Annotated in this window: 15 protein-coding genes, 2 pseudogenes and 1 riboswitch; of the genes and pseudogenes, 7 read left to right on the top strand and 10 right to left on the bottom strand. The window is 44.4% G+C overall.

Translation table 11 applies throughout. The annotated features are described in order from the left end of the window. Genes J4772_RS24840 through J4772_RS24830 form a run of 3 tightly spaced genes read left to right on the top strand, consistent with a single transcriptional unit; the run spans position 1 to position 3,195 of the window. Complete coding sequence (locus J4772_RS24840) at positions 1–900, top strand: ABC transporter permease (RefSeq protein ID WP_087569051.1); 900 nt, start codon at positions 1–3, stop codon at positions 898–900. Beyond that, entirely contained in the window at positions 894–1,781 is an 888-nt protein-coding gene (locus J4772_RS24835; protein ID WP_209071847.1) for a carbohydrate ABC transporter permease, read from the top strand. Before J4772_RS24840 ends, J4772_RS24835 begins: the two co-directional genes overlap by 7 nt. 16 nt (positions 1,782–1,797) lie before the next feature. After that, positions 1,798–3,195 carry a sulfatase family protein gene (locus J4772_RS24830; RefSeq protein ID WP_209071846.1) on the top strand — a complete coding sequence of 466 codons (1,398 nt, stop codon included), beginning with the start codon at positions 1,798–1,800 and terminating at the stop codon, positions 3,193–3,195. A 538-nt stretch (positions 3,196–3,733) separates the two neighbouring features. Here J4772_RS24830 and J4772_RS24825 read toward each other — a convergent pair. The 8 genes from J4772_RS24825 to J4772_RS24790 form a co-directional block, all read right to left on the bottom strand. Then, positions 3,734–4,462 (bottom strand): hypothetical protein, encoded by a 729-nt coding sequence (locus J4772_RS24825; protein WP_209071845.1) that lies wholly within the window; start codon positions 4,460–4,462, stop codon positions 3,734–3,736. After that, positions 4,443–5,159 carry a fluoroquinolone export ABC transporter permease subunit gene (locus J4772_RS24820; RefSeq protein ID WP_209071844.1) on the bottom strand — a complete coding sequence of 239 codons (717 nt, stop codon included), beginning with the start codon at positions 5,157–5,159 and terminating at the stop codon, positions 4,443–4,445. Before J4772_RS24820 ends, J4772_RS24825 begins: the two co-directional genes overlap by 20 nt. Next, a complete protein-coding gene (locus tag J4772_RS24815; protein WP_087568943.1) occupies positions 5,156–6,010 on the bottom strand; it encodes an ABC transporter ATP-binding protein in 855 nt (284 codons plus the stop codon). The genes J4772_RS24820 and J4772_RS24815 overlap by 4 nt, the downstream gene beginning before the upstream one ends. A 22-nt stretch (positions 6,011–6,032) precedes the next feature. Then, positions 6,033–6,635, bottom strand: coding sequence for a TetR/AcrR family transcriptional regulator (locus J4772_RS24810; RefSeq protein ID WP_209071843.1), 603 nt, complete (start codon positions 6,633–6,635; stop codon positions 6,033–6,035). 94 nt (positions 6,636–6,729) lie between these two features. Next, positions 6,730–8,082, bottom strand: coding sequence for a TrkH family potassium uptake protein (locus J4772_RS24805; protein WP_209077419.1), 1,353 nt, complete (start codon positions 8,080–8,082; stop codon positions 6,730–6,732). 31 nt (positions 8,083–8,113) lie between these two features. Next, entirely contained in the window at positions 8,114–8,776 is a 663-nt protein-coding gene (locus J4772_RS24800; RefSeq protein ID WP_209071842.1) for a potassium channel family protein, read from the bottom strand. A 24-nt stretch (positions 8,777–8,800) separates the two neighbouring features. After that, positions 8,801–9,220 (bottom strand): universal stress protein, encoded by a 420-nt coding sequence (locus tag J4772_RS24795; protein ID WP_209071841.1) that lies wholly within the window; start codon positions 9,218–9,220, stop codon positions 8,801–8,803. 130 nt (positions 9,221–9,350) lie between these two features. Continuing rightward, positions 9,351–9,500: riboswitch (cyclic di-AMP (ydaO/yuaA leader) on the bottom strand. Positions 9,501–10,432: 932 nt separating this feature from the next. After that, the gene (locus J4772_RS24790; protein ID WP_087568939.1) at positions 10,433–11,029 is read right to left on the bottom strand and encodes a TetR/AcrR family transcriptional regulator; all 597 of its coding nucleotides are present in this window, start codon (positions 11,027–11,029) and stop codon (positions 10,433–10,435) included. 148 nt (positions 11,030–11,177) lie between these two features. Between J4772_RS24790 and J4772_RS24785 the strand changes: the two genes are divergently transcribed. Together J4772_RS24785 and J4772_RS24780 are read left to right on the top strand one after the other, a co-directional pair. After that, positions 11,178–12,074 (top strand): ABC transporter ATP-binding protein, encoded by an 897-nt coding sequence (locus J4772_RS24785; RefSeq protein WP_087568938.1) that lies wholly within the window; start codon positions 11,178–11,180, stop codon positions 12,072–12,074. Next, positions 12,074–13,678: an ABC transporter permease gene (locus J4772_RS24780; RefSeq protein ID WP_209071840.1), complete on the top strand. Its 1,605-nt coding sequence runs from the start codon at positions 12,074–12,076 to the stop codon at positions 13,676–13,678. Before J4772_RS24785 ends, J4772_RS24780 begins: the two co-directional genes overlap by 1 nt. 148 nt (positions 13,679–13,826) lie before the next feature. Here the strand turns inward: J4772_RS24780 and J4772_RS37155 are convergent. Both J4772_RS37155 and J4772_RS37150 read right to left on the bottom strand, forming a co-directional pair. Beyond that, positions 13,827–14,238, bottom strand: a pseudogene (locus J4772_RS37155) (ABC transporter permease); the annotation flags it as partial. Positions 14,239–14,244: 6 nt separating this feature from the next. After that, a pseudogene (locus J4772_RS37150) lies at positions 14,245–14,531 on the bottom strand (ABC transporter ATP-binding protein); the annotation flags it as partial. A gap of 1,077 nt (positions 14,532–15,608) precedes the next feature. Between J4772_RS37150 and J4772_RS24775 the strand changes: the two are divergent. Further along, positions 15,609–17,351, top strand: coding sequence for a recombinase family protein (locus J4772_RS24775; protein WP_209071839.1), 1,743 nt, complete (start codon positions 15,609–15,611; stop codon positions 17,349–17,351). Positions 17,352–18,524: 1,173 nt separating this feature from the next. Beyond that, positions 18,525–21,098, top strand: coding sequence for a hypothetical protein (locus tag J4772_RS24770; protein WP_209071838.1), 2,574 nt, complete (start codon positions 18,525–18,527; stop codon positions 21,096–21,098). Positions 21,099–21,238: the final 140 nt, after the last annotated feature.

The raw sequence follows: 21,238 nt of genomic DNA, 5'->3' as shown, positions 1-21,238 counted from the left end.
ATGATATGGAAACGGATGAGGCAGGATAGAGTGCTGTTGCTTATGCTATTGCCCATCGTAGTGTTCTACATTTTGTTTAAATATTTGCCGATCGCAGGCATTCTGATTGCTTTTAAGGATTACAATTTATTTCGCGGCGTCATGGAGAGCAAGTGGGTTGGGTGGAAGTATTTTCATATGTTTCTGAACAATCCCGATTTTTTTGAGCTGATTCGCAATACACTGCTGCTTGGCATATACAAGCTGGCCTTCGGATTCCCGATTCCCATCCTGTTCGCCCTATTACTGAACGAGGTGCGATTCCAGGTCGTTAAACGATTTGTCCAATCTGTAAGCTATATGCCGCATTTTATATCCAATGTGGTTGTTGCCGGTATGGTCGTTATGTTTTTGTCTCCGAGTGGAGGGCCGATCAACCAACTGCTGGAAGCGATTGGGCTGGAGAAGGTTAACTTTCTCAGTATGCCGGAATGGTTCCGAACGATCTATGTGTCCTCCGAAATTTGGCAGCATATGGGGTGGGAGACGATTATTTATCTTGCGGCATTAACCGCCGTCGACCCTGGGTTGTATGAAGCGGCACGAATGGATGGAGCGAGCCGTCTTCGCCAAATGTTCCACATATCCTTGCCTGGCATTGCGCCGGCAATCGTCATCATGCTGCTGCTCAATATCGGTAACGTTCTGGAGATCGGCTTCGAGAAAGTATATTTGTTGTATACGCCTTCGACGTATTCCACGGCTGACATTATTAGTACCTATGTATATCGAGTGGGGCTCGTACAGGGCAATTATAGCTATGCCACAGCTATTGATGTGTTTACCGGATTTATCAGTTTCTTCTTTGTCTATACCGCGAATGCAGTAAGTCGAAAGTTCGGGGAAAACAGCTTATGGTAAGAGAGAGGCGGTACAGCGTGAATAAAAATATCGGATGGTCAGACGTCGTAATCCTTCTTTTCATGTTCGTAGTCGTCGTCATAACCTTATACCCTTTCTTATATATGACTGCTGTATCATTCAGCAGCCCCTCTTATATCGCAAGGGGAGAAGTATATCTGTGGCCTAAGGGCTTTACGCTGGATATGTACAGTTATGTATTCGAGGACGGGCGAATCTTGAATGGTTACCGAAACACCTTGCTGTATGTCACATTAGGTACGATGATTTCGCTGACCATAACCGCTGTGGGCGCTTACCCGTTATCCAAGCGATCGATGGTGTTCAATAGGCCAACAATGCTATTCATCATATTTACCATGTTCTTCAGCGGCGGCATGATTCCAACCTTCCTTGTTGTGAAGGAGCTTGGACTAGTCAACACGATTTGGGCAATGGTTATTCCGGGTGCGGTCTCTACGTGGAACCTCATTATTATGCGGACGTTTTTTCAAGGCTTTCCCACAGAAATTGAAGAATCCGCCAAGCTGGATGGGCTGAACGATTTTGGCGTCTTCTGGAGAATGTGCTTGCCGCTATCCAAGCCTGTGCTGGCGACTGTAGGTTTGTTCTATGCCGTGTTTATCTGGAATAATTACATGACGCCTCTCATTTATTTGCGAAATTCAGATCTGTATCCGCTTCAAGTCATTCTTCGGAACATCGTGTTAGCGGGACAGATGATGAACAATGAGGGCTATTCAGGAGGAAGCTATTCCATCTCCGAGGAAGCTCTGAAGTATGCCACCATTATGGTGTCTACGCTGCCCATTCTTTGCGTCTATCCCTTCCTTCAGAAATATTTTGTTAAGGGCGCTTTAATCGGATCGGTGAAAGGTTAGGAGGAGAGTGACTGGCATGAACAGACCCAATATATTACTCATCTATACAGATCAACAGCGATGGGATGCGCTCAGGGCCAATGGCAATTCGGAAATATTGACGCCGAATCTGGATCGGCTGGCAGCAGAAGGTGTGAATCTATCCCATTATTTTGTGCAAAATCCGATTTGCATGCCAAGCCGAATCAGCTTCCTAAGCGGCCAATACCCTTCAACGCTTGGCATTACGCATATGGCGGTGCCTGTACCAGAGGATGTCGTCACCTTGCCCAAGCTGGTGAAAAATTACGGTTATGTTACTGGAAATATCGGCAAGCTTCATTTTCTTCCTCACTCCAATCGGGATCATCGTGACATTCATCCCAGCTATGACTTTGACCACCTGGAAATTTCGGATGAGCCGGGCTGCTACGAGGACGCTTATCGGGCATGGGTGAGGGCGAAGGAGCCTGACCAACTGGAGCATCTAAGCTTGGGCCTCCCGCCTGCAGCAGAGGATTATTATCGTATTATGGGTGTGAAGGACGAAGTGACACATCCTGAGCGTGAGCCGAAGCATGCCGCAGCGTTCCCGGGGCGGGATCATCTGACGCATTCCGCCTTTGTGGCAGAGCAAACCGAGTCGTTTATGGAGCAGCATCGGGAGGATACCTGGTTATGCATTGCCGGCTTCTATTCTCCCCATACGCCTTGGGTAGCGCCGCAGCGATTTTTGGACTTGTATGATCCTGAGAAGCTGTCGCTTCCTCATTATCCGCCCCGTATCAATCAAATGCGAAGCGATACCCATTTCTCCGACAAGGAGCTTCGGTCCGTCAAACAGGGCTATTATGCCATGATTAGTGAAGTGGATTATTATGTCGGGAAGCTGTTGGATCGCTTAGAGGAGCTGGGTCTCTCCGACAATACGATTGTGCTCTTCACGTCCGATCACGGAGAATATTTGGGCGATCATCTCCGCTATCAGAAGGGCTATCCAGGCGAGGACTGTATCAGTCGTGTACCTTGCATCGTACGTTGGCCAAGAGGCATAGCAGAGCCTGGCCGCAAGTTCGATGGGCTCGTTGAAGCCGTAGATGTTTTGCCGACCCTGCTTGAATGTGCGGGCATTCCGATTCATCAATCATTGCAGGGCGAATCGTTCCGTAGGCTGCTGCGCAATGAGTCGTTTGAAGGCAAGGAAGAAGCGCTTATGGAGTTCCACGGCTGGAAGAATATTCGCACGAAGCATCATCGCTACGTCTGCGAGTCTGACGGGAAGGAGTCGCTGTTCGATCTTCGTATGGATCCCATGCAGTATATGAATCTGGCAGACGAACCAGAGCATAGAGAGCTGCTGCAGGAGATGCGTAAGCGAATGCTTGTCAGAACGCTGCAGGTAGAACGGCCTCTGCCTCGGACATGGGTGTATTAACTTATTACATCTCAAAAAGCCGATCATTTTTGAGTTAAGTGTCCTTAAAATAGAAGTTGTCAATATCGAGATAACAATGGCCACAACCCGTGAGATGAATTTCTTTGACTTAGGAGTTCAACACAACAGAGCCATGGAAATCCATCCATGAGGGTCTGTTTACGTCGAATGGCGGTGAGTTGGGGCTCGGTATGTGGCAAAATCCGTTTGACAATGCGCTCTAACATTTGCTGCAGCAGCTCTGGATACACTTGATCGTGTTTACGACTGAGCTGAGCGGCTGAGTTAGACGTGAGTCCCAGTTCTTCTTGAAATGCCTCACAGAGCACATCGTCAGCAATATGCCGAAGTCCTTCACTGTCTTGCAATGAGATGATCCTTTTTGCGCAGGGCCAAAAATTTAGAACAAGAGCAGGTTATCGTAAAGTGATCAATCCCCAGTTCCATAAAATCGACCATTTACAAAACAACATTGTTCCGAGTGACCGTACTTTGCTTAGTTCCGATTTTTCGGTACATCGAGGGTTAGGTAAGAAGCTTATATTTGGCGGGAGAAGCATCTTAATCCAGCATATAGAAGAAGGTAATGAAAAGCGAGGCCCATCAGGAACTGAACCAGATGAGCAGCCTGGATGGACCCTGTATGACCAAGGCTAAGGTAAAGCTGAAACGGCCAAAAAGCCGGAAGCCAGCTTCCCAACCAATGCCAGGGAGCAGTCGCTAAGTTTGAGCATATTGCACCGAGGACGGAAAGACTGATAAATTTGGTTAAGGCCAGTCCTTCGACTTTGTTGGATGCAACGCTTGCCAGGAACAAAGCATACAGGGGGGCTTCAAGAGCAAGCAACAGCAAAGGCAATGTTGAATGTGCTGAAGGATTATCGCTGACCCCTTTAAATAGCAGCAGGAACAAACTGCAGAGTGTCACAGGCAAGAGCAGGCGATAAATGAAATAGCCTTGTTTGCGCAAGGGAGTGGCGGCATAGTAGTCCACAATGCGTTCGTCTTTTTCATCGAGCATGAGCAATCCTGCTGCAGAACCGATAAGGAGCGGAATTAATGAGAGGAGAAAGGCAGCGATATGTGAATGATAAGGCTGCAAGTCAACCCCGAGCTTCGCGAAAAGCCAATTACTTAGTAAAGGCAAACCGTATCGAAATACAACAATAATCAACAAAGAACCAATGAAAATAAGCATAAGCATGGGGTCGCGCAACCCATTTTTTAAATCCTGGCGCAGCAATGCGCTATATTTGTTCGGAGCCATGACGATCCTCCCGCTGTCTGGTATTCGCAATTAGTAAAGACAAGGTGATGATTCCGGCACCGATGATCCATAGGGTCAGAATAGCAAACGCATATCCAGTCTCGGCTGGTGCAGGCGGACGAGCAGACCCTGAGATTAGAATAAGAGAGCCATTGGATGGTAGTAGACGGTCCAATGGAATTTGAACCACATTTAAATATCCCAGAATAGGAAGTGTAAAGGGTAGGGCATAAAGCTGTGAACGTATCAAAAAGCCGTTGATCGAGCGACTGTTCAAGGCAGCAGCCATGCCCAACAGGGTAAAGAAAAACGATGTTAGCGTGATGCCAAGTAGGAAAGCAAAGGGAGATTTCGGCAAACCGCTAACAGGTAAATGAATAGCCAATGCAGCCAACAGAGACAAAAAGCCAAGAGATAAGCACTTGGAGGTCAGGTATTCCCAAGCCCGCAAGGGAGTTGAAAAAAGTGCATTCCAGATTCCCTGATCCCGTTCAAGCAGAAGGATACTGCCGGCAAGCAATAGCCCGAGCGCTGATGGATCGGAAAAGGTGAGCAATACAAGTACGTGCTCAGCGTAGGAATCCGGGATCGCGTGCAAAATGCCAACGTACACGGAGCAGACGATCAGATAGACCAGATAATAGCGATGCCGCCATTGATAGCAGACATCGAACCAAACCAGTCGCGATAACCTCATGGCGTTTTGCTTCCAGCAGCGGCGATAAAGATGTCTTCAAGCGATGCTTCCAACGTATGCATGGTTACGATTCGATGCGAGCGAATGAGTGACAGGTAACGCTCATTTACCCCGATACCCTCTATTGGAAAATCCTCCGTCGCTCGCTTTTCTCCAAGCTCGTATTCCACACGTACTTTTCGTTCGCCGCTCAGCAACTTTAAGTTTCGGGGCGAGTCAATAAAGCGGATTTGCCCGTCCATCATAAAAGCCACCCTGTCGCATAGCTGCTCGGCGGCTTGCATGTTATGGGTCGTAATGACAATTGTCGCTCCGGCTTGGCGTCTGGCTTCGATTAGGCGTTTCAGATTGTCGACATGTACGGGGTCGAGACCAGAAGTCGGCTCGTCGAGAAACAACAGCTCCGGATTGTTTAGAACGGAACGGCAATAATTAAGCCTCATTTTCATGCCTTTGGAAAAGCTTTCTACTTTTTTGTGGGCGGCATCCTCCAGCCCGACCTGCTTCAGCAACGCAACCGGATTGGTCAGTTGATTCCGATAAAGAGAACGGAAGTGCTGCAGATTCTCAAGCGCCGTAAAGCGATTGTAGAAATGAGGGAATTCATAAGCGACGCCAATGCGTTCATAAAACGCTGCATTCGCTGAGCGAATTTCCTGGCCTAGCACTCGAGCTGAGCCGCTATATTTCTTTAGTTTCCCGATAAGAATTTGCTGCGTTGTGCTTTTTCCAGCCCCGGAAGGTCCAAGAAATCCAAAGATTTCTCCTTTCTGGATGTGAAAGTGAAGTCCATCCAGGACAGGACGTTTGGCAGCAGGATAGACATAGGCTAAATGGGTCGCCTCGATCATATCGTTCACCTCGTAGGGTTAATTAATGGTCAGTGGTCGTTAAGTATTGTGCAACCGAAGTTGCTAAATGCTCGAAAGTATCCGAAAAATTGCCAATCGCTTTTTTTTGCAGCGAAAGCAGAACCAGCGAACGAATGAGATTGACAATCAGCGCGGGCTCCAGGTCGGCGCGCACAACGTTGCGTGATTGCCATTCTACGATAAGCGGCCCGAGCTTCTCGACGTCTCCAGCGTAGTTGCCTTCCCACTGGGAAGCGGGCACTTTGCGGATGATGGACTCAAGTTGCTCAGGCAAGAGCACTTCTTTCAAAATTGGATTGTCGATGATCAGTTCCAGAGATTGCTTTAAAAAAACGATAAACGCTTCCTTGTTCACGAGAGCGCTGTGGAGCTGCTGAAGCAGGCTGTGTTGAATGCGCTGCTCTTCTTGCTCCATTAAGGCGAAGAACAGTTCTTCTTTACTAGCATAGAAGGAATAGAAAGTCCCGGAAGCAATGCCGGAAGCTTTAGCAATATCACTGACGCTTGTTTTTTTAAATCCATACTGTGAAAACAATTCATATCCGGCATCCAGCAATTTGTTATGAATTCTGTTCTTTTCATTGTCATCAAATTTTCTTGGCATAAAGGCACCTCTTAGTGAATGTATGAATAAAATTATATTTCATTCATTAAAATGATGCAAGCTAAAAATAATAGGAGCGGAAGTCCGCTCCTGTCTAGCCAATCAGAATATGATCCTCGGGATAACCGATTTTGGAAGAACGTTTTTTTTGGGCTAAAGCAAAGGCCAGTGTAAGGGGACCCAAACGACCGGCATACATGGTAATGGTCACGATGATTTTGCCAAGCGGAGACAAATCGCTTGTGAGGCCCATGGATAATCCGGTTGTACTAAAGGCCGAGGTGGCCTCAAAGAGTATCTCCAGAAAGTGCTCCTCCAGCATTCCTTCTGAAATCGTCAGAAGAAGGGAGACCAAAAGGACTACCGCAAGGGAACTGATCACAACAGCCAATGCGCGCATGACCGTCTCGATGGCAATTTTGCGCTCGAAGGCGTGAATTTGCCCGCCGCCGCGGAACGTATTAATGGTTGCAAGTACGAGCACAAACATCGTATTGACTTTAATGCCTCCACCTGTTCCACCGGAAGCTGCACCAATGAACATTAAAATGATGATCAGGAATTGCGACGCGGCCAACATACTGCCAATGTCTATAGTATTAAACCCGGAGCTTCTGGGCGTAGCCCCCTGGAATAAGGCGGCCCATATCCGCTCCCCGGCAGACAAGGAGCCGAAGGTTGCGGGGTTCCAGCTTTCCAACAGGTAGATCAAGCAGAAGCCCGCGGCAAACAAAATACCGGAACCAAGCAAGACAACTTTGGCATGCAGGGATAATTTGCGCCATGAACGTTTGCGAAAAACATCCACGACGACAATATAGCCAAGCCCCCCGATAATAAACAGCAGGATGACGGTGATGTTGACTACAGGGTCGCCAACAAATGGAGATAAACTGTCCGACCATAAAGCGAAGCCCGCATTGTTAAACGCTGAAATGGAATGAAAGAGCGCATAATAAGCAGCTTGACCCCAACCCATATCGGCTTGCCAACGCAAGGTGAGTACCAATGTCGCCATTGCCTCAAATGCAAATGCGATAAGCACCATAAAGATCGACAATTTGACCAAGCCTTGCGATGATGTCGAATGCGTGGCCTGCTGAATGATCAGCCTTTGGCGAAGACCGATCCTTTTGCCGATCATGATAGCCACCATTACGCCGACGGTCATAAAGCCAAGGCCGCCGACCTGAATGAGCATCATAATGACGATTTGCCCGAAGGTAGAGAACACACTTCCCGTATCCACGACAACCAGGCCATTGACACAAATGGCGGAGGTTGCCGTAAAGAGGGCATTCAGCAGGCCGATCGATTGGCCGGATGATGATGAATAGGGGAGCATTAGAAGCAAAGCGCCTACCCAGATCAAGCAAAAAAAGATCATCAAGATGAGTTGGGGAGGGCTTGTTCGTGTTTTCAGCCGATTTACGATGGCGACAAGCATAGTGAAAAGAGAACGGCTATGCATACGATCTTCATTTCTGTTCATAGTCTTCTTCCAAGTCTCGAATATCCGTGTTACTGCCGATTATCACCAGAATATCTCCCGTGTTAATTTCATCCTCTGCCTTTGGTGAAATATTGATATGAACTCCTTTTTTGATCGCCATAATGGTACATCCGTATTTGGCCCGAATATTTAATTGTTGAAGAGTCTGTTCATTCATTGCAGGTGGGGCCTTCAGTTCAACCAAATTGTGAACGGGAGACAACTCAATGTAGTCAATCAGATTGTCGGAGCTTAATTGATTTCCAAGGCGAGCAGCCATGTCTCGTTCTGGATACACAATATGATCTGCCCCTACTTTGATTAGAACTTGCCCATGCATTTCGTTTTTAGCTTTGGCCGTTATTTTCGGTATATGCAATTCTTTAAGCAACAAGGTTGCCAAGATGCTCGCCTGCAGATCTTCTCCGATAGCAACAATCGCATGGGTAAAGTTTCGTGCGCCCAGTTCTTTCAGTACTCCTTCATCTGTACAATCTGCTTGCACAGCATGAGTCGCTACGCCGGATATGTCTTGTACGAGCTGCTCATCCTTATCAACGGCGAGTACTTCGTGACCATTCTGAATCAAAGTGTGCACCAAGCTAGACCCAAATCGGCCCAGGCCAATCACTATAAACTGTTTTTTCATGCATAGCACATCCTTTCCTTATGTCTATCTATCCCGACCCTCTTGAAAGGCGATAATATGAATATCGATTTCTCCAATTTTCTTTAATAGTTCATTGACAATGGAGCCATTCCAAATCTCTTGCCATCGTGTCATACCGGGGTGCCCGATGATTAATTGTGTGATTTGAATTTGCTCAGCCGTATCGACTATCACATCGGAGACCTTGTGATTGCCACGAGTTTTGGTCATAAACGTGGCATGGCATTCTTCGGATATCGTTTTCCAATGGAGAATGCGCTCACTTTTGTCTTGGCTAATCTGGTTATTCTCTTGTTCAGTCTGTACATGCAGTACGAACAATGGGCATTGATAAAGGGCAGCTAATCGGCCTCCTCGCCGGATCAGCCGTTCTCCGTTTGGCCCGTGGTACACACATACCATAATTTTCTCACTGCTTAACATGGGCTATACTCCTTTGCTGAAACTTGAAAGTAACAGAATGATTGCTGTGAAACGACAAAAAAGCTTGGAGCAGAGAAATTCTGCTGCCAAGCTTCGGATTGCTATGTCAGGACAAACCAAAGACGCATTCATGATCTCTCTCATGACGCCTACGAGGTTAGCTGTCGGATTCGGGTCTGAGAGTCCCCGTTCTTTCTGCAAAAGAAAGAATTCACCCCTGAAGCGATTATGCTTCGTTGGTTCCCCCGCTCCTCAAAAGAGGATTAAGCGATGAATATACAATTGTTGTAACTTATCATAAAGCAGTTAATTTCAAAAGTAAACAGCTGATCCGGGAAATCAATCATGGGTTGCTTGCATAGTTATGGTTGAATGTAGTGGTATTTTCAGGTAATAATACGAAGATAGAGCAAAGACGTTTCAATTTCTTTTGAGTGGGCAATGGAAAGGGGATCATTCGTTATGTTTTTCATAAGTTCAGATTTGCCCCACTTGAATCAGATTGGCGGTCTTGGATTTATGACTTATAGTTTATAGTGAGCTGGTAGTGGTCGTATTATCTATGTTATGCGCGCCTTGACAGTCATGGTTATTTCCGTGAGTGTGGTGATTGCAGGATTTTAAAGAGGTTCTTTTCGAAGTCACTTCGGCATTGAGAACGGACAGACATACGGTTCTGACACAGACGCCACTTCCAATGAAACGGGACCTGATTTAAGACACCTGAGGAAGCACTTGCCATACAGAAGAATAGACCTTCGGGTGGTCGTGATATCCCGCTATATGATGTTGATGGGAAAACCAAAATTGGTGTCTTTCATATTGGCTGATAATAATGGCAATAAAACAGTTCAACATCTTTAACCTAACGGAGAACGTTAGTTGGATGACAACAGCGGCAGTCTAAGGCATTATTTATCAAATCTTGGTCTGCCGCTCTTTCATTAATTGATCAGTCTAAAACTTATTTTTTAAAAGCTGACGATTCATCAATTCAAAAAACGCGCTAAATCAACGACATCAGTCTAACACATTATTTTTACCGAACAACACTTGCATTTGCATTGTCGCAAAAACACAGTCGGGAGAAATTCCGGTATCCCGAGGAGAAAGTTCTGATTGTCTAGAGATGCCTCCTATTTCTAACATCCTGAACCAAGATTAAAATCAGGGAAATGTTTAAGACCGGAGAGCGATCGGCAAGGTAACTAGTCATTCCTCCCAATTATGTTTGCTTCCGACAAGTCCATAAAAGAACAATTTATTGAGGTCCCCCGTCATCTTTTGCAGGTGCGGAAAGGCCTCTTCTTTTTGCATATAATCCTTGAACATTTGAATGAACACAAGGATTGATTCATTAGATAGGCCGGGATCGACATACCCTTGCTGTTTTCCCTCTTCAATTAGCGTCATCAGCCCCGGCATGATTTTTTCCTGCATCATCTTTTCCAGGTAAGGGACGCCGGTCGCGTACTTTTTCATGAAATGGGTAAAGGTATCGGGGTGCACATTATTGGCGGAATCGATCTTGGCAAACATCACGCTTTTGATCTTTTCGATAAAAGGCATGTCGTTGGTCAGCATTTTTTCATACTCCGACCAGATCTGATCGAGATAAAATACGAGCATTTCTTCAACAAGATTATGTTTGCTTCCGAAATAGTTGTAAATCGTCACTTGCGATACGTTGGCTTTGCTTGCTATTTCTGCAATGGACACTTTCTGGATGCCGTAGGTCAAAAACAGATCAACGGCACTTCGCAAGATGTCCTTTTTTTTCTGGTCTCTACGTTTCTGGTATCCGTCCATTTCATCCACCTCTCTGTAAATAGTTTAACTTAAGTTATGAAATATAACAATTAACCAAGTTCAAAACATGTTGTAAAATGAATCGCCATCATATAATATGAAATATATGAATAACTATATTTCAAAACATTAACGGAAGGGTGAGACCATGTCTTTGTTGCGAGTCAGGAACTTAACCAAGAAGTTTGGTGCATCGACAGCGCTGGACGGTGTGAATCTGGAAGTGAGCAGCGGGGAAATCTTTGGATTCATTGGCCCTAATGGCGCGGGTAAATCGACGACGATTCGTGTGCTTCTTGGTATACTGCGAGCCACCTCCGGAGAGGCTCAATTGTTTGGCAAGGATGTATGGAAAGATGCGGTTGAGATTCACAAGCGTCTCGCTTACGTGCCTGGCGACGTCAATCTATGGCCCAATTTGACCGGTGGCGAGGTCATAGATTTGTTTGTTAAATTGCGCGGAGGGAGCGATAAAAGCAAACGAGAAGAGCTTATTCAACGATTCGACCTGGACCCGACAAAAAAGTGTCGAACCTATTCCAAAGGTAACCGGCAGAAGGTGGCGCTTATCGCTGCATTTTCTGCTGATGCGGATTTGTATATTTTGGATGAACCTACCTCCGGGCTGGACCCCTTGATGGAGAATGTATTTCAGGATTGTGTGATGGCAGTCAAAGAGCAAGGGAAAAGCGTACTCCTGTCCAGCCATATTTTGTCTGAAGTGGAGCGCCTGTGCGATAAGGTCGGGATTATCCGGCAGGGGAAAATCATTGAAAGCGGGACATTGCGTGAATTGCGTCACTTAACCCGTACACACGTTAAGGTGGAGACAAAGCAGGCTATTCCTTCCATTGAGCGGTTTAAGGGTATCTATGAGCTGGAAGAGAAAGGCGAAGAGTTGTCATTCCAAATGGATACTGAAGAGATGGACAACGTCATTCGGCATCTTAGCCAGTTCGGCATTGTGAAGCTGGAATGCTCGCCGGCTAAGCTCGAAGACTTGTTTATTCGGCATTATGAAGGAACTGGAGGGGGCGTTCGGTGATGGACAATCCGTTATGGGCAAGAACGGGCCGATTGATCGGATTTATCGCGAGGCTTGACCGAATTCGCATTCCGTTATGGATGATCGGCATTGTGTTTTTCACCTTCATTGTACCGCCAGCCTTGTCCGAAATGTACGGTTCACAGCAAGATAGGGATGTTATGGCATTGACAATGGCCAACCCTGCCATGCTGGCGATGCTTGGGCCCGGTGATCTGGAGAACTATACAGTCGGGGCCATGACCGCACACCAGATGCTGCTTTTGACAGCTCTTGTAGTCGGACTCATGGCTATTCTGCTCGTGGCGCGTCATACGAGGGGAGATGAGGAAGAGGGGCGTCTGGAGCTGATCCGATCGCTCCCGGTTGGCCGTCTTTCTTGGCTGAACGCGACACTGATTGTACAAATTGGCGTTTTTACGCTGCTCGCGATGGTTACAGGATTCGGTCTGTCGATGCTCGGAGTCGAAAGTATGGACTTGGAAGGTTCGTTGTTGTATGGGGTTGTCCTTGGCGCGACCGGTCTGGTATTCACGGGCGTAGCAGTACTGTTTGCCCAGCTTTCGGACAGCTCCCGCGGGACATTCGGCTATTCCATTACCGTACTCATGATCTCCTACTTGGTGCGTGCACTGGGCGACGTCGGCAATGAAACATTGTCATGGCTGTCTCCTCTTGGATGGGTGACGAAGACAGGCGTCTATTCGACTAATCATTGGGGGCCTGTCGGTCTGATGGCTGCACTGGCTCTGCTTCTTTTTATCGCGGCCATCGGTTTGAATGCCATTCGGGACCTGGACAAGGGCTTTATGCCGACAAGGTCGGGCAGAACTCACGCCTCTCGTTTTCTGCAAAGCCCAATTGGTCTTGTGTTTCGACTGCAGCGCACTGCGATGTTTTCATGGGCTATCGGAATTTACGTCCTCGGTGCATCGTACGGTTCGATTCTGGGCGATCTGGAAACATTCCTTGGAAACAACGAAATATTGGGTCAACTAATGGGAGAGATTGAAGGTGTGACGTTAACGGATCAATTCATTGCGATGCTCATGACAGTCATGACGCTTGCAGCAACGATTCCGCCGATGTTAGCTGTACACAGGTTCCGAAGCGAAGAGAAGAAGGGGCTAATCGAACCGCTGCTCGGCAGAGCGGTATCCCGTTCCCGACTGCTTGGAGGTTATTTGGTCGCTGCGGTTCTAAACGGCTTCATGATGTTTTCACTTTCTGCGCTTGGCCTATGGTCAGCCGGGAACGCTTCGATGGAGAACGGCTTAAGCTTCAGCACGATTTACGGAGCGGCGTTGGCCTATTATCCAGCCATGCTTGTCATGATTGGCATCTCGATCTTATTCGCAGGCTGTTTCCCGAAGTTGACCAATCTGAACTGGTTGTATCTGATTTATTCGTTTGTTGTCTTGTACATGGGAGGACTGTTGCAGCTGCCAGAGTGGACGAAACGGATTACTCCCTATGGTTATGTGCCGCGCGCACCTCTTGACGAAGTGGCGTTCCTGCCGCTATTCGTTCTTGGCGCAATCGCTATTGCGTTAATTGTGGCAGGCTTTGTCGGGTTCAGAAGACGAGATATTGAGGCGCCGTAGCCCCAGAGCCAAACAAGTTAATCGTCAACCATCCGCACTTTGTTACAAGGTGAGGATGGTTGACGATTATTCAGCTATGATCTCATATATAAACCGCCGTGTACTCGTAGTTATAAATGTGTTGGAATAGTTTGCAAACATTAAACGCTCTTCCTTTGTATGCTCGCATGGCAAATAGATATGCGACAATCAGTATCCTTGGGCACCACGCGAGCGCAACCCCAGTAACATTTCCGAAAGGTTGCCGACATAGGTGCGCTTAGGGCTTCCACAATTGAAGTCACGGGCTGGTTTTCAGTAAAAACATGGATGACTGACGGCATAGATTCGGTGGGTACAAACGCCGAGTTAATAAATAGAAGGGAAATAAAAGTGCCTGCATCATCCACTGATTTTGCCGACAGTCCGGCAATCGCCGTGATCCATGTCAAGGCCATTGAAAAGAGCGCGAGTATATCGGCCACAGCCTATGACAGTATTCCCGCCGTCCAGCGAAAGCTTATCACGATCGCTACGAGAATGATTGTGGTACGAGCAATCGGCATAGAGTTGAATCGCTCGAAGGACGGGAACGGTTGTTTCAGATCTGAGAGAGTGTCACTTACGATAATTCTACCTTCATGCAATATGGAAATTCGGTGTGCTAGGTATTCAGCTAACTCCAGATACTGCGTGGTCAGGAATACCCTCATGCCGCCTTCGGCAAGCGCTTTGGCCGTCTCCATGCGCCGTTCGGGTCAAGCACGGTGGTCGGTTCATCAAGGAAGATAATCTTCGGTTTTCCGATAAGTCTCATTGCGATGTCTAGCTTGCGGCTCATATCGCCCAAATAATTGGAAACTCTACGGTCGGCAGGAAAATTATGCGGATTTGTTAGTATAGGGTTTTCCGGAGGAGGTTTTGTGATTCAAAAATTTGCGCATTTGTATCCTGATAGAGTCCAGGCCATTGTTGCTGCTGCTAGTCATGTTGGTCGATAACCCAGAAGCATTCTGTTCGTTTTTTAATCGCTTGCTTCCTAGTTTCATTTATATGGGGGCGCCTGCAACAAGAACCATAGGTGTCAGTTGGCCTATCACTTTTTATAAGCAGAGAGGCTTTCGAAAAGGCCGACAGAAACGATTAACAGGAATATGCGCTTTATATCTTGAATTATAGAGAGTTTGCCACTTTCTTTCCAATTCTGGTCTTGATTTTTGCTAGCAAGGAACGCGTTCCAAAGTTGAAGTTATCCATAGCTCTCTTGATCTAATCCATCTGTGCCAGCCTTTAAAGTTTTACGCTGTTGTCCGAGATTTTTTAGTTTGTCATGGGGATCATTAACTTGGTCTTCTGTAGCTATGTGAAAATGGGTATTTATGGACATTACGCATGTCTTCATTTATGCCGATCACGGCAAGGTTATTGACGATAGGAGACCGTATTTTAAGAGTTGATAAGTCTGGTTTCTTTTGTGAAATTTTGTGTAGTGACCTGCAAGAAAAATATTAATGCCCTGCGAATCTTCGGTCATATTGCCGAAGTGCTGTGGGGCTGTTTGTTTAACAAACATAATATTGGTTATCAGGTACCCGATCTGACCCTCAAAATGAAAGGGTTAGTAGAAGGCCTCGTTTCTACTGGCCATATCGCTACCTAAATTCGGTTTGAGGGGATGATCGCTTGAAAACGGATTTATTGAGGTACAGTATGCAAATTGCATTGCTCAGGCAATTGCTGACACTATCCTTGATAAATGAACAAGAATTCGATTTGCTCAAAAAACGAACCATGCGTGATTATGGCATCTATTCAGATCTTACTTCTGGATAAGCCCGCACATTCGTTCTTTTTTAGCTGATATTAAAAATCTCAAAATTACACCTTTGTTGAATTCGCCTGAATTTATTACGCTAATAGCGTAGAGAACAACTCAGGGGAGGAAACGGAAATGTCATTTTCAGTTGAGGTTATAAAAGCGAATCGTAAACTGTCAGATCGTACCGGAGGGCAACGTGAAATCCTGAGAGTGGCTCCTTATGCACGTGTAAGCACGGACACTGAGGAGCAACTCAACAGCTATAAGTCACAGGTTTCCTATTACAAAGAGTTAGTTGGTCAGCGAAGCGACTGGTTACTGGCTGATATTTATGCGGATGAAGCCATCACTGGTACTCAGGTAAAAAAGCGTGATGATTTTCAGAGACTAATTAACGATTGCCTGGATGGGAAGATCGATATGGTTATCACTAAGTCCATTTCAAGATTTGCCCGGAATACGGTAGATACCTTAAAATATGTCCGCATGCTCAAGGAAAGAAATGTGGCTGTGTTTTTTGAGAAAGAGAACATTAATACCTTAACTATGGACGGTGAATTGTTGCTAACCATTCTAAGCTCAGTAGCCCAGCAAGAAGTTGAGAATATCTCATCTATTGTAAAAATGGGCTTGAAGATGAAAATGCAACGCGGCGAGCTTGTTGGTTTCCAAAGCTGTCTCGGCTACGACTATGATCTCAAAACTAAACGAATTTCAGTAAATGAAGAGGAAGCTGAGGTTGTTCGATATATTTTTGATCGCTACATTGCTGGAGTTGGAGCCTCAGTGATCGCCAAGGAGTTAACCAAACTTCCACATAAAACGAAGCGTGGGAATTTGGAGTGGGGCGATACTGCGGTACTCGGTATTATTAAGAATGAGAAATACAAGGGGGACCTTCTTCAAGGGAAAACCTTTACTCTAGATCCTATATCTAAACGCAGATTAGATAATCGTGGCGAAGAGGATCAATATTACATAAAGAATCATCATGAGCCAATCATAAGTAATGAAATTTTTGAGAAGGCTCAGGATATTTTGTACAGACGGGGAAGGCCGCGGGGGAAACTTGAAAACGGAGGTAAACGAGAGAAATACAGTCGGAAGTTCACGTTCAGTTGTAAGCTTGAGTGCGGATTCTGTGGGAAAAGCTACTCTCGGAGAAGCTGGAATAGCAGAACCACCTACGCAAAAGTCATTTGGCAATGTACCTCTTTCTCAAAAAAAGGAAAGAAATATTGTCCGCATAGCAAAGGGATTGAGGAGACAATAATTGAGGGAGCTTTTGTTGAAACGTACAATCGGGTATGCGGCAATCATAAGGATGTGCTGAATGAGCTTCTGTTAAGGATGGAGTCTGTGCTTAATGAGCAACAGCATCACAAGCAGTTAAGCAAAGTGAAGCACGAAATCCAGGCTCTTGAACAAAAGCGTTCTAATCTGATAGATCTCCATCTGAACGAGAAAATTGATCGATCTGCTTACGAACGTAAATATGATGAACTGGAGTCCACCTTAACAGAATTAATTGAAGTGAGAGAACAACTGGAGGCATCGGCTCAAGAAGAAGTTGACGTTGAAAAAAGATTACAGCAATTTCGTAACGTGCTTCAAAGCAATACCGTTCTTTCTGAATTCGATCGAAGTGTTTTCGAAAGTGTCATTGAAAAGGTTGTAATGGGTGAAGAACAGGATGACGGTAGCGTAGAGCCGTATCAATTAACCTTTGTATTTAAAACCGGCGTTAAGAGCAGTATTAAAGGCAAGGGCGGAATGCAAAGCCAAAAAAAGCTGGCAGTAGCAGAGAGGAATGATGCATGTCCCCATTCACCAGACAACACATGTGGAAGCGGTAGTGTCGTTGCATCGGATTGACAATTAATCGAGTACTCCTAACCTTATTTTCAAAAAACACCTTTTTTATCAAATCTGAAGAGTTCACGTTGAGAAAACGTGAGCTTTTTCTTGATGTCGGCACCTCAACTTTCGTAAAGCAAAAATGTTCCTGAATGCTTGATGCTATAAGGCCACCAAGTAATCAGACACCCGGCTTGCAAAATAGAAAAACACCATTTTCGTTTGTTAAGGTGAGGGTGTCAAGCTTCTACTACCAGACAGAAGAGGAATCTTCCATCGTTATCGACCAAAAGACCAAGCTGAATCAACTATCAAAAGAAAAAAGCCTTCTTTTCAAGAACTGAACGGGTTCAAACATTACAGTAAGCTGGATTTCGTAAGCGATGTTTCAACTCGTTTTCGTTCTTTTGTTTCATCAGTAAAACTAGTTCCATCTACTCGGAGAGCAGCAAGGGTGACAGGATATCCGGCAAGGATGCTGTTTACCGTTATCTCAATCATGCCGGCCTAGTTGGAGTCGATTTTTAATATCGCATAGCTTTGCAACGTAAAAGGTAAACGCTCTTACATCTAGTACCTGATGCCGTCTTATCGTCGATGATTCGATGCCCGAATGTTATCGTAGCAAAGCTGTCGAACTGCTTGCCATGCTCAAAGATCGCGCTATCGGTGCTTATTATTTCACGAATGAGTGGTGCATTGGTGACTCAACTGTCCATGAAGACTAAGATGCGGTGGCTCTGGCAGTGAGCGCACGAATAAGCATGGTTGTGATTACTGGTGGGGCCGACAGAAGCGATTCTCTGGCGATGCTTATAAACATGCATTCGTTACCATCGATCGACGACTTGTTAGAACTGTGTAGGGCAAAGTTCATCTGGGGGATTGCTTCTTTACCTAGGCTGGTTTGCCGTTCTTGCTGCGAAAGTTGAATTAGAATAATCAAAGATTATTGGTTTTCTGATCAGATAGCGGAGGGGTTATTTAAGAGAATGAGAGTGAACCATTTCACAAGTAGGGCGAAATTTTTCGCATTAATCGCTTTTAGGGGTGAAGAGCTGCCCTAAAACAGGACGTGAGGGTTACGTTGTGTTTGTACTTTGTCAATATTAGTCTCTTGGTGCAGGATTAACGGAATAATTGTGGAAATATTTAGATTGTAATAAATTTATGTAAGACGGGGGGATGAACTTGCATATTCTAAATTTTCAGTATCAGGATGCGAGTAAAGTTGATAATGGGTTTTGGAGGGAAATAGGAGTTAAAAGTGATGCAATTACTGAAACAGAATCAATTTTATTGAGTGCTAGAATTAAGGCTATGTTGGACTCATTTAAAATGCCTGCACTATTAGAGTTATGTCAATTATACGATATTGCTAAAATGGATAATGAAGAAAGTATAAAAGATCAACTGCGCTCACTTCCACTGGAACAAAGACATCTAATCCTGTTTTTACATGATTTTTCTAATAGAAAAAAGAAATCTATCTATAAATATTATGATAGTTTATCACTAGAAGAAACCCAATACACTAAGTCTTCTTTAGCAAAGCTTATTCATCTCTATAGGATCAATCCAGTTCATCTTATTCAAATTTTCACGTGGTTTCTATGGGATAACAGGGCATCGGGTAAGCTTTTCGTTTTCGACAAGAATATATCTTCTTCTGTGGCCTATAACATAGCAAGAGAATACAATTTTCATATACAACTCAGAGATGCCCTGTTTCAGGGATCTGGTAGTAAAAATTACTATAGAGTTTTTTCAAGTTCAGCTGTTAGTAACAAAGTTTTGATTCTTCTTTATCGTCTAATAAATGATGCGCCCCGGCCAGATTTTGTTACTGCACCAAGAAATAGAGAAGTCTCCCCAGCTCTGTTTCTTATTGATGTTGAAAAGAAAACAGTGGAAATTAAAGCGTTAACTACAGAAGAAATTTCAATTAAGAGATACTTAGAGCAAACACTGGGGTCTCCATTGAGTCACGTACAAACTCAGGTATATACAGAGTACAGCAAAGAAATTTTCATAAATACAATTATTAAGGGGTCAACTACAACAGCCATTGGCCAACCGATAGAGGATTTTACTGTTTTTAAAGTAAGGTTTCGTAATAGTCCTTTAAAAAACTCTCCTAAAGTAACGTTAGAATTAGATGATTTAGATATTTGGCCTTCGGTTGAGGAGGCGCATGCCCAAGGGGCGGTTAACATTGAAAGCCTGAAAGACTTGGAAAGCCTACATTTTAAATCTTCTGAAGGAAGTCGTTTGATAAAATCTACAATTTTGGATAATGGCAATGTAATTTTTTCAATGGACGATAGTAACTTAGATCAATTTGCAAAAAAAGCAATTGAAAAAAAATTTGTTGATAAGTTTGGAATACCTTTATATAGAGAAATTTCAAACGAACATTTCGAGGAAGGAAAAGCGGATAAAATCGATTACCTACTAACAGCTTCCAGTGTGGAAAAGCCTAGTCCGTACGAACGATCAATAATAACTTCATTAAAAGAGCAGAGGATACTTGAAGAGAATGTCACTAAGTACTTCTATTGTTTAAATTGTATGATTGATTATAGTTATCAGGATCCGGAAGATGTTCCAAACGAATGTGATGGTTGTGATGGGCAACAAATTAAAACTAAAGTTGGTTCTGTTTTAAGTGTCAATATAAACGAAGTTTACAAATTTACAAAAGATCGTATTAAAGTTGAAAGTTATGCATGGTTCATCAGCAGAGAGAACGAGTTAAACTTGGGGCCAACTAAACTAAGGTGCATGCATTTAGCAGCAGTACAAAACGAAGAAAGGCAATTACAGCTTGTTTTTGCAGATAAGTCGATCAAAAAAAGTGTACTTAGGTATTTAAATAGACAGATGAAGCCAACATTATTAATTTTAATTGGTCAACAAGAACGGATGATTGACTATAGTGATTATAGTTGCGTGGAACCTATAAACTTTGGTAAAATATATACTAAAGGGGAACGTGAGTTCTCGTCTTTATTGGATGATATTTACGAAACCTTAGAACGTCGAACTAAGACATACATTTCTGCAGCGGCAAATGCTGCATTTCAGGCTATTTCAAATCTCTCAGAAGAAAAGTTAAGTCAAAAAGAGTATACCGATAAGATGTTTGAAGACCATGTATTTGCTATATTAAAGGACATCTTCCCCAATGCAGAAAAGTGGGGGAAAGAAATGTCTGGTCAAGAGGTACCAGAAGGCATCTTTACCATTTCATACAGGGATGATAAAGAAAATAAGGTGTATCAAAAGGTTTTCTCATATGATTGTAAGTTAAATACAAACGGTAAGGGATATGACCTTAATATCAGTGAACAAAGAAAAGCAGTGCAGTATGTAAACACGTTGAATCAGAATGATTATATTAGGGCGTTTAGCGATCGCCATCAATTAAGTGGTCATATCTTTATTTCTAACCAGTTTAGGGAAAATAACTTTAAGACCATGAGCGAACATTTCTACGAACATCTTGATGATAGTTATGACACACAAGCGGTTTTTTTGAATGTAAAGGTACTCTGTCATCTTTACGATAATTTCTGTAAGCATTCTGTGAAAATCAATAATTCACGGAAGATATTTTATAGGGATCTCTTTAAAGCCCTAATGGCTGAGCAAGTTACAGTATCATCCATTGACAATGTATTACGAAAAGCTTTGGATGAAAGTCTTGCGGAATATAAAACATTGGCAACGAATAAAGTTACATTGGAACTTAAAGGACCATAATTTGAGGGAGGCGAGGGCAATTCAATATCGTGTGAATGACTTCGCCAAATCCGCATATTGTCGGTTGTTTCATAGGGAGATCGAAGAATCGATCTCCCAACTTTGTAGATCAGACTATATTGTTCATAATAATTTTGGAA

This window comes from Cohnella sp. LGH, assembly GCF_017671885.1.
Lineage (GTDB): Bacteria > Bacillota > Bacilli > Paenibacillales > Paenibacillaceae > Cohnella > Cohnella phaseoli.
Note: the sequence above shows the minus strand (reverse complement) of the source record. Positions and strands in the feature narration are given on the sequence as shown.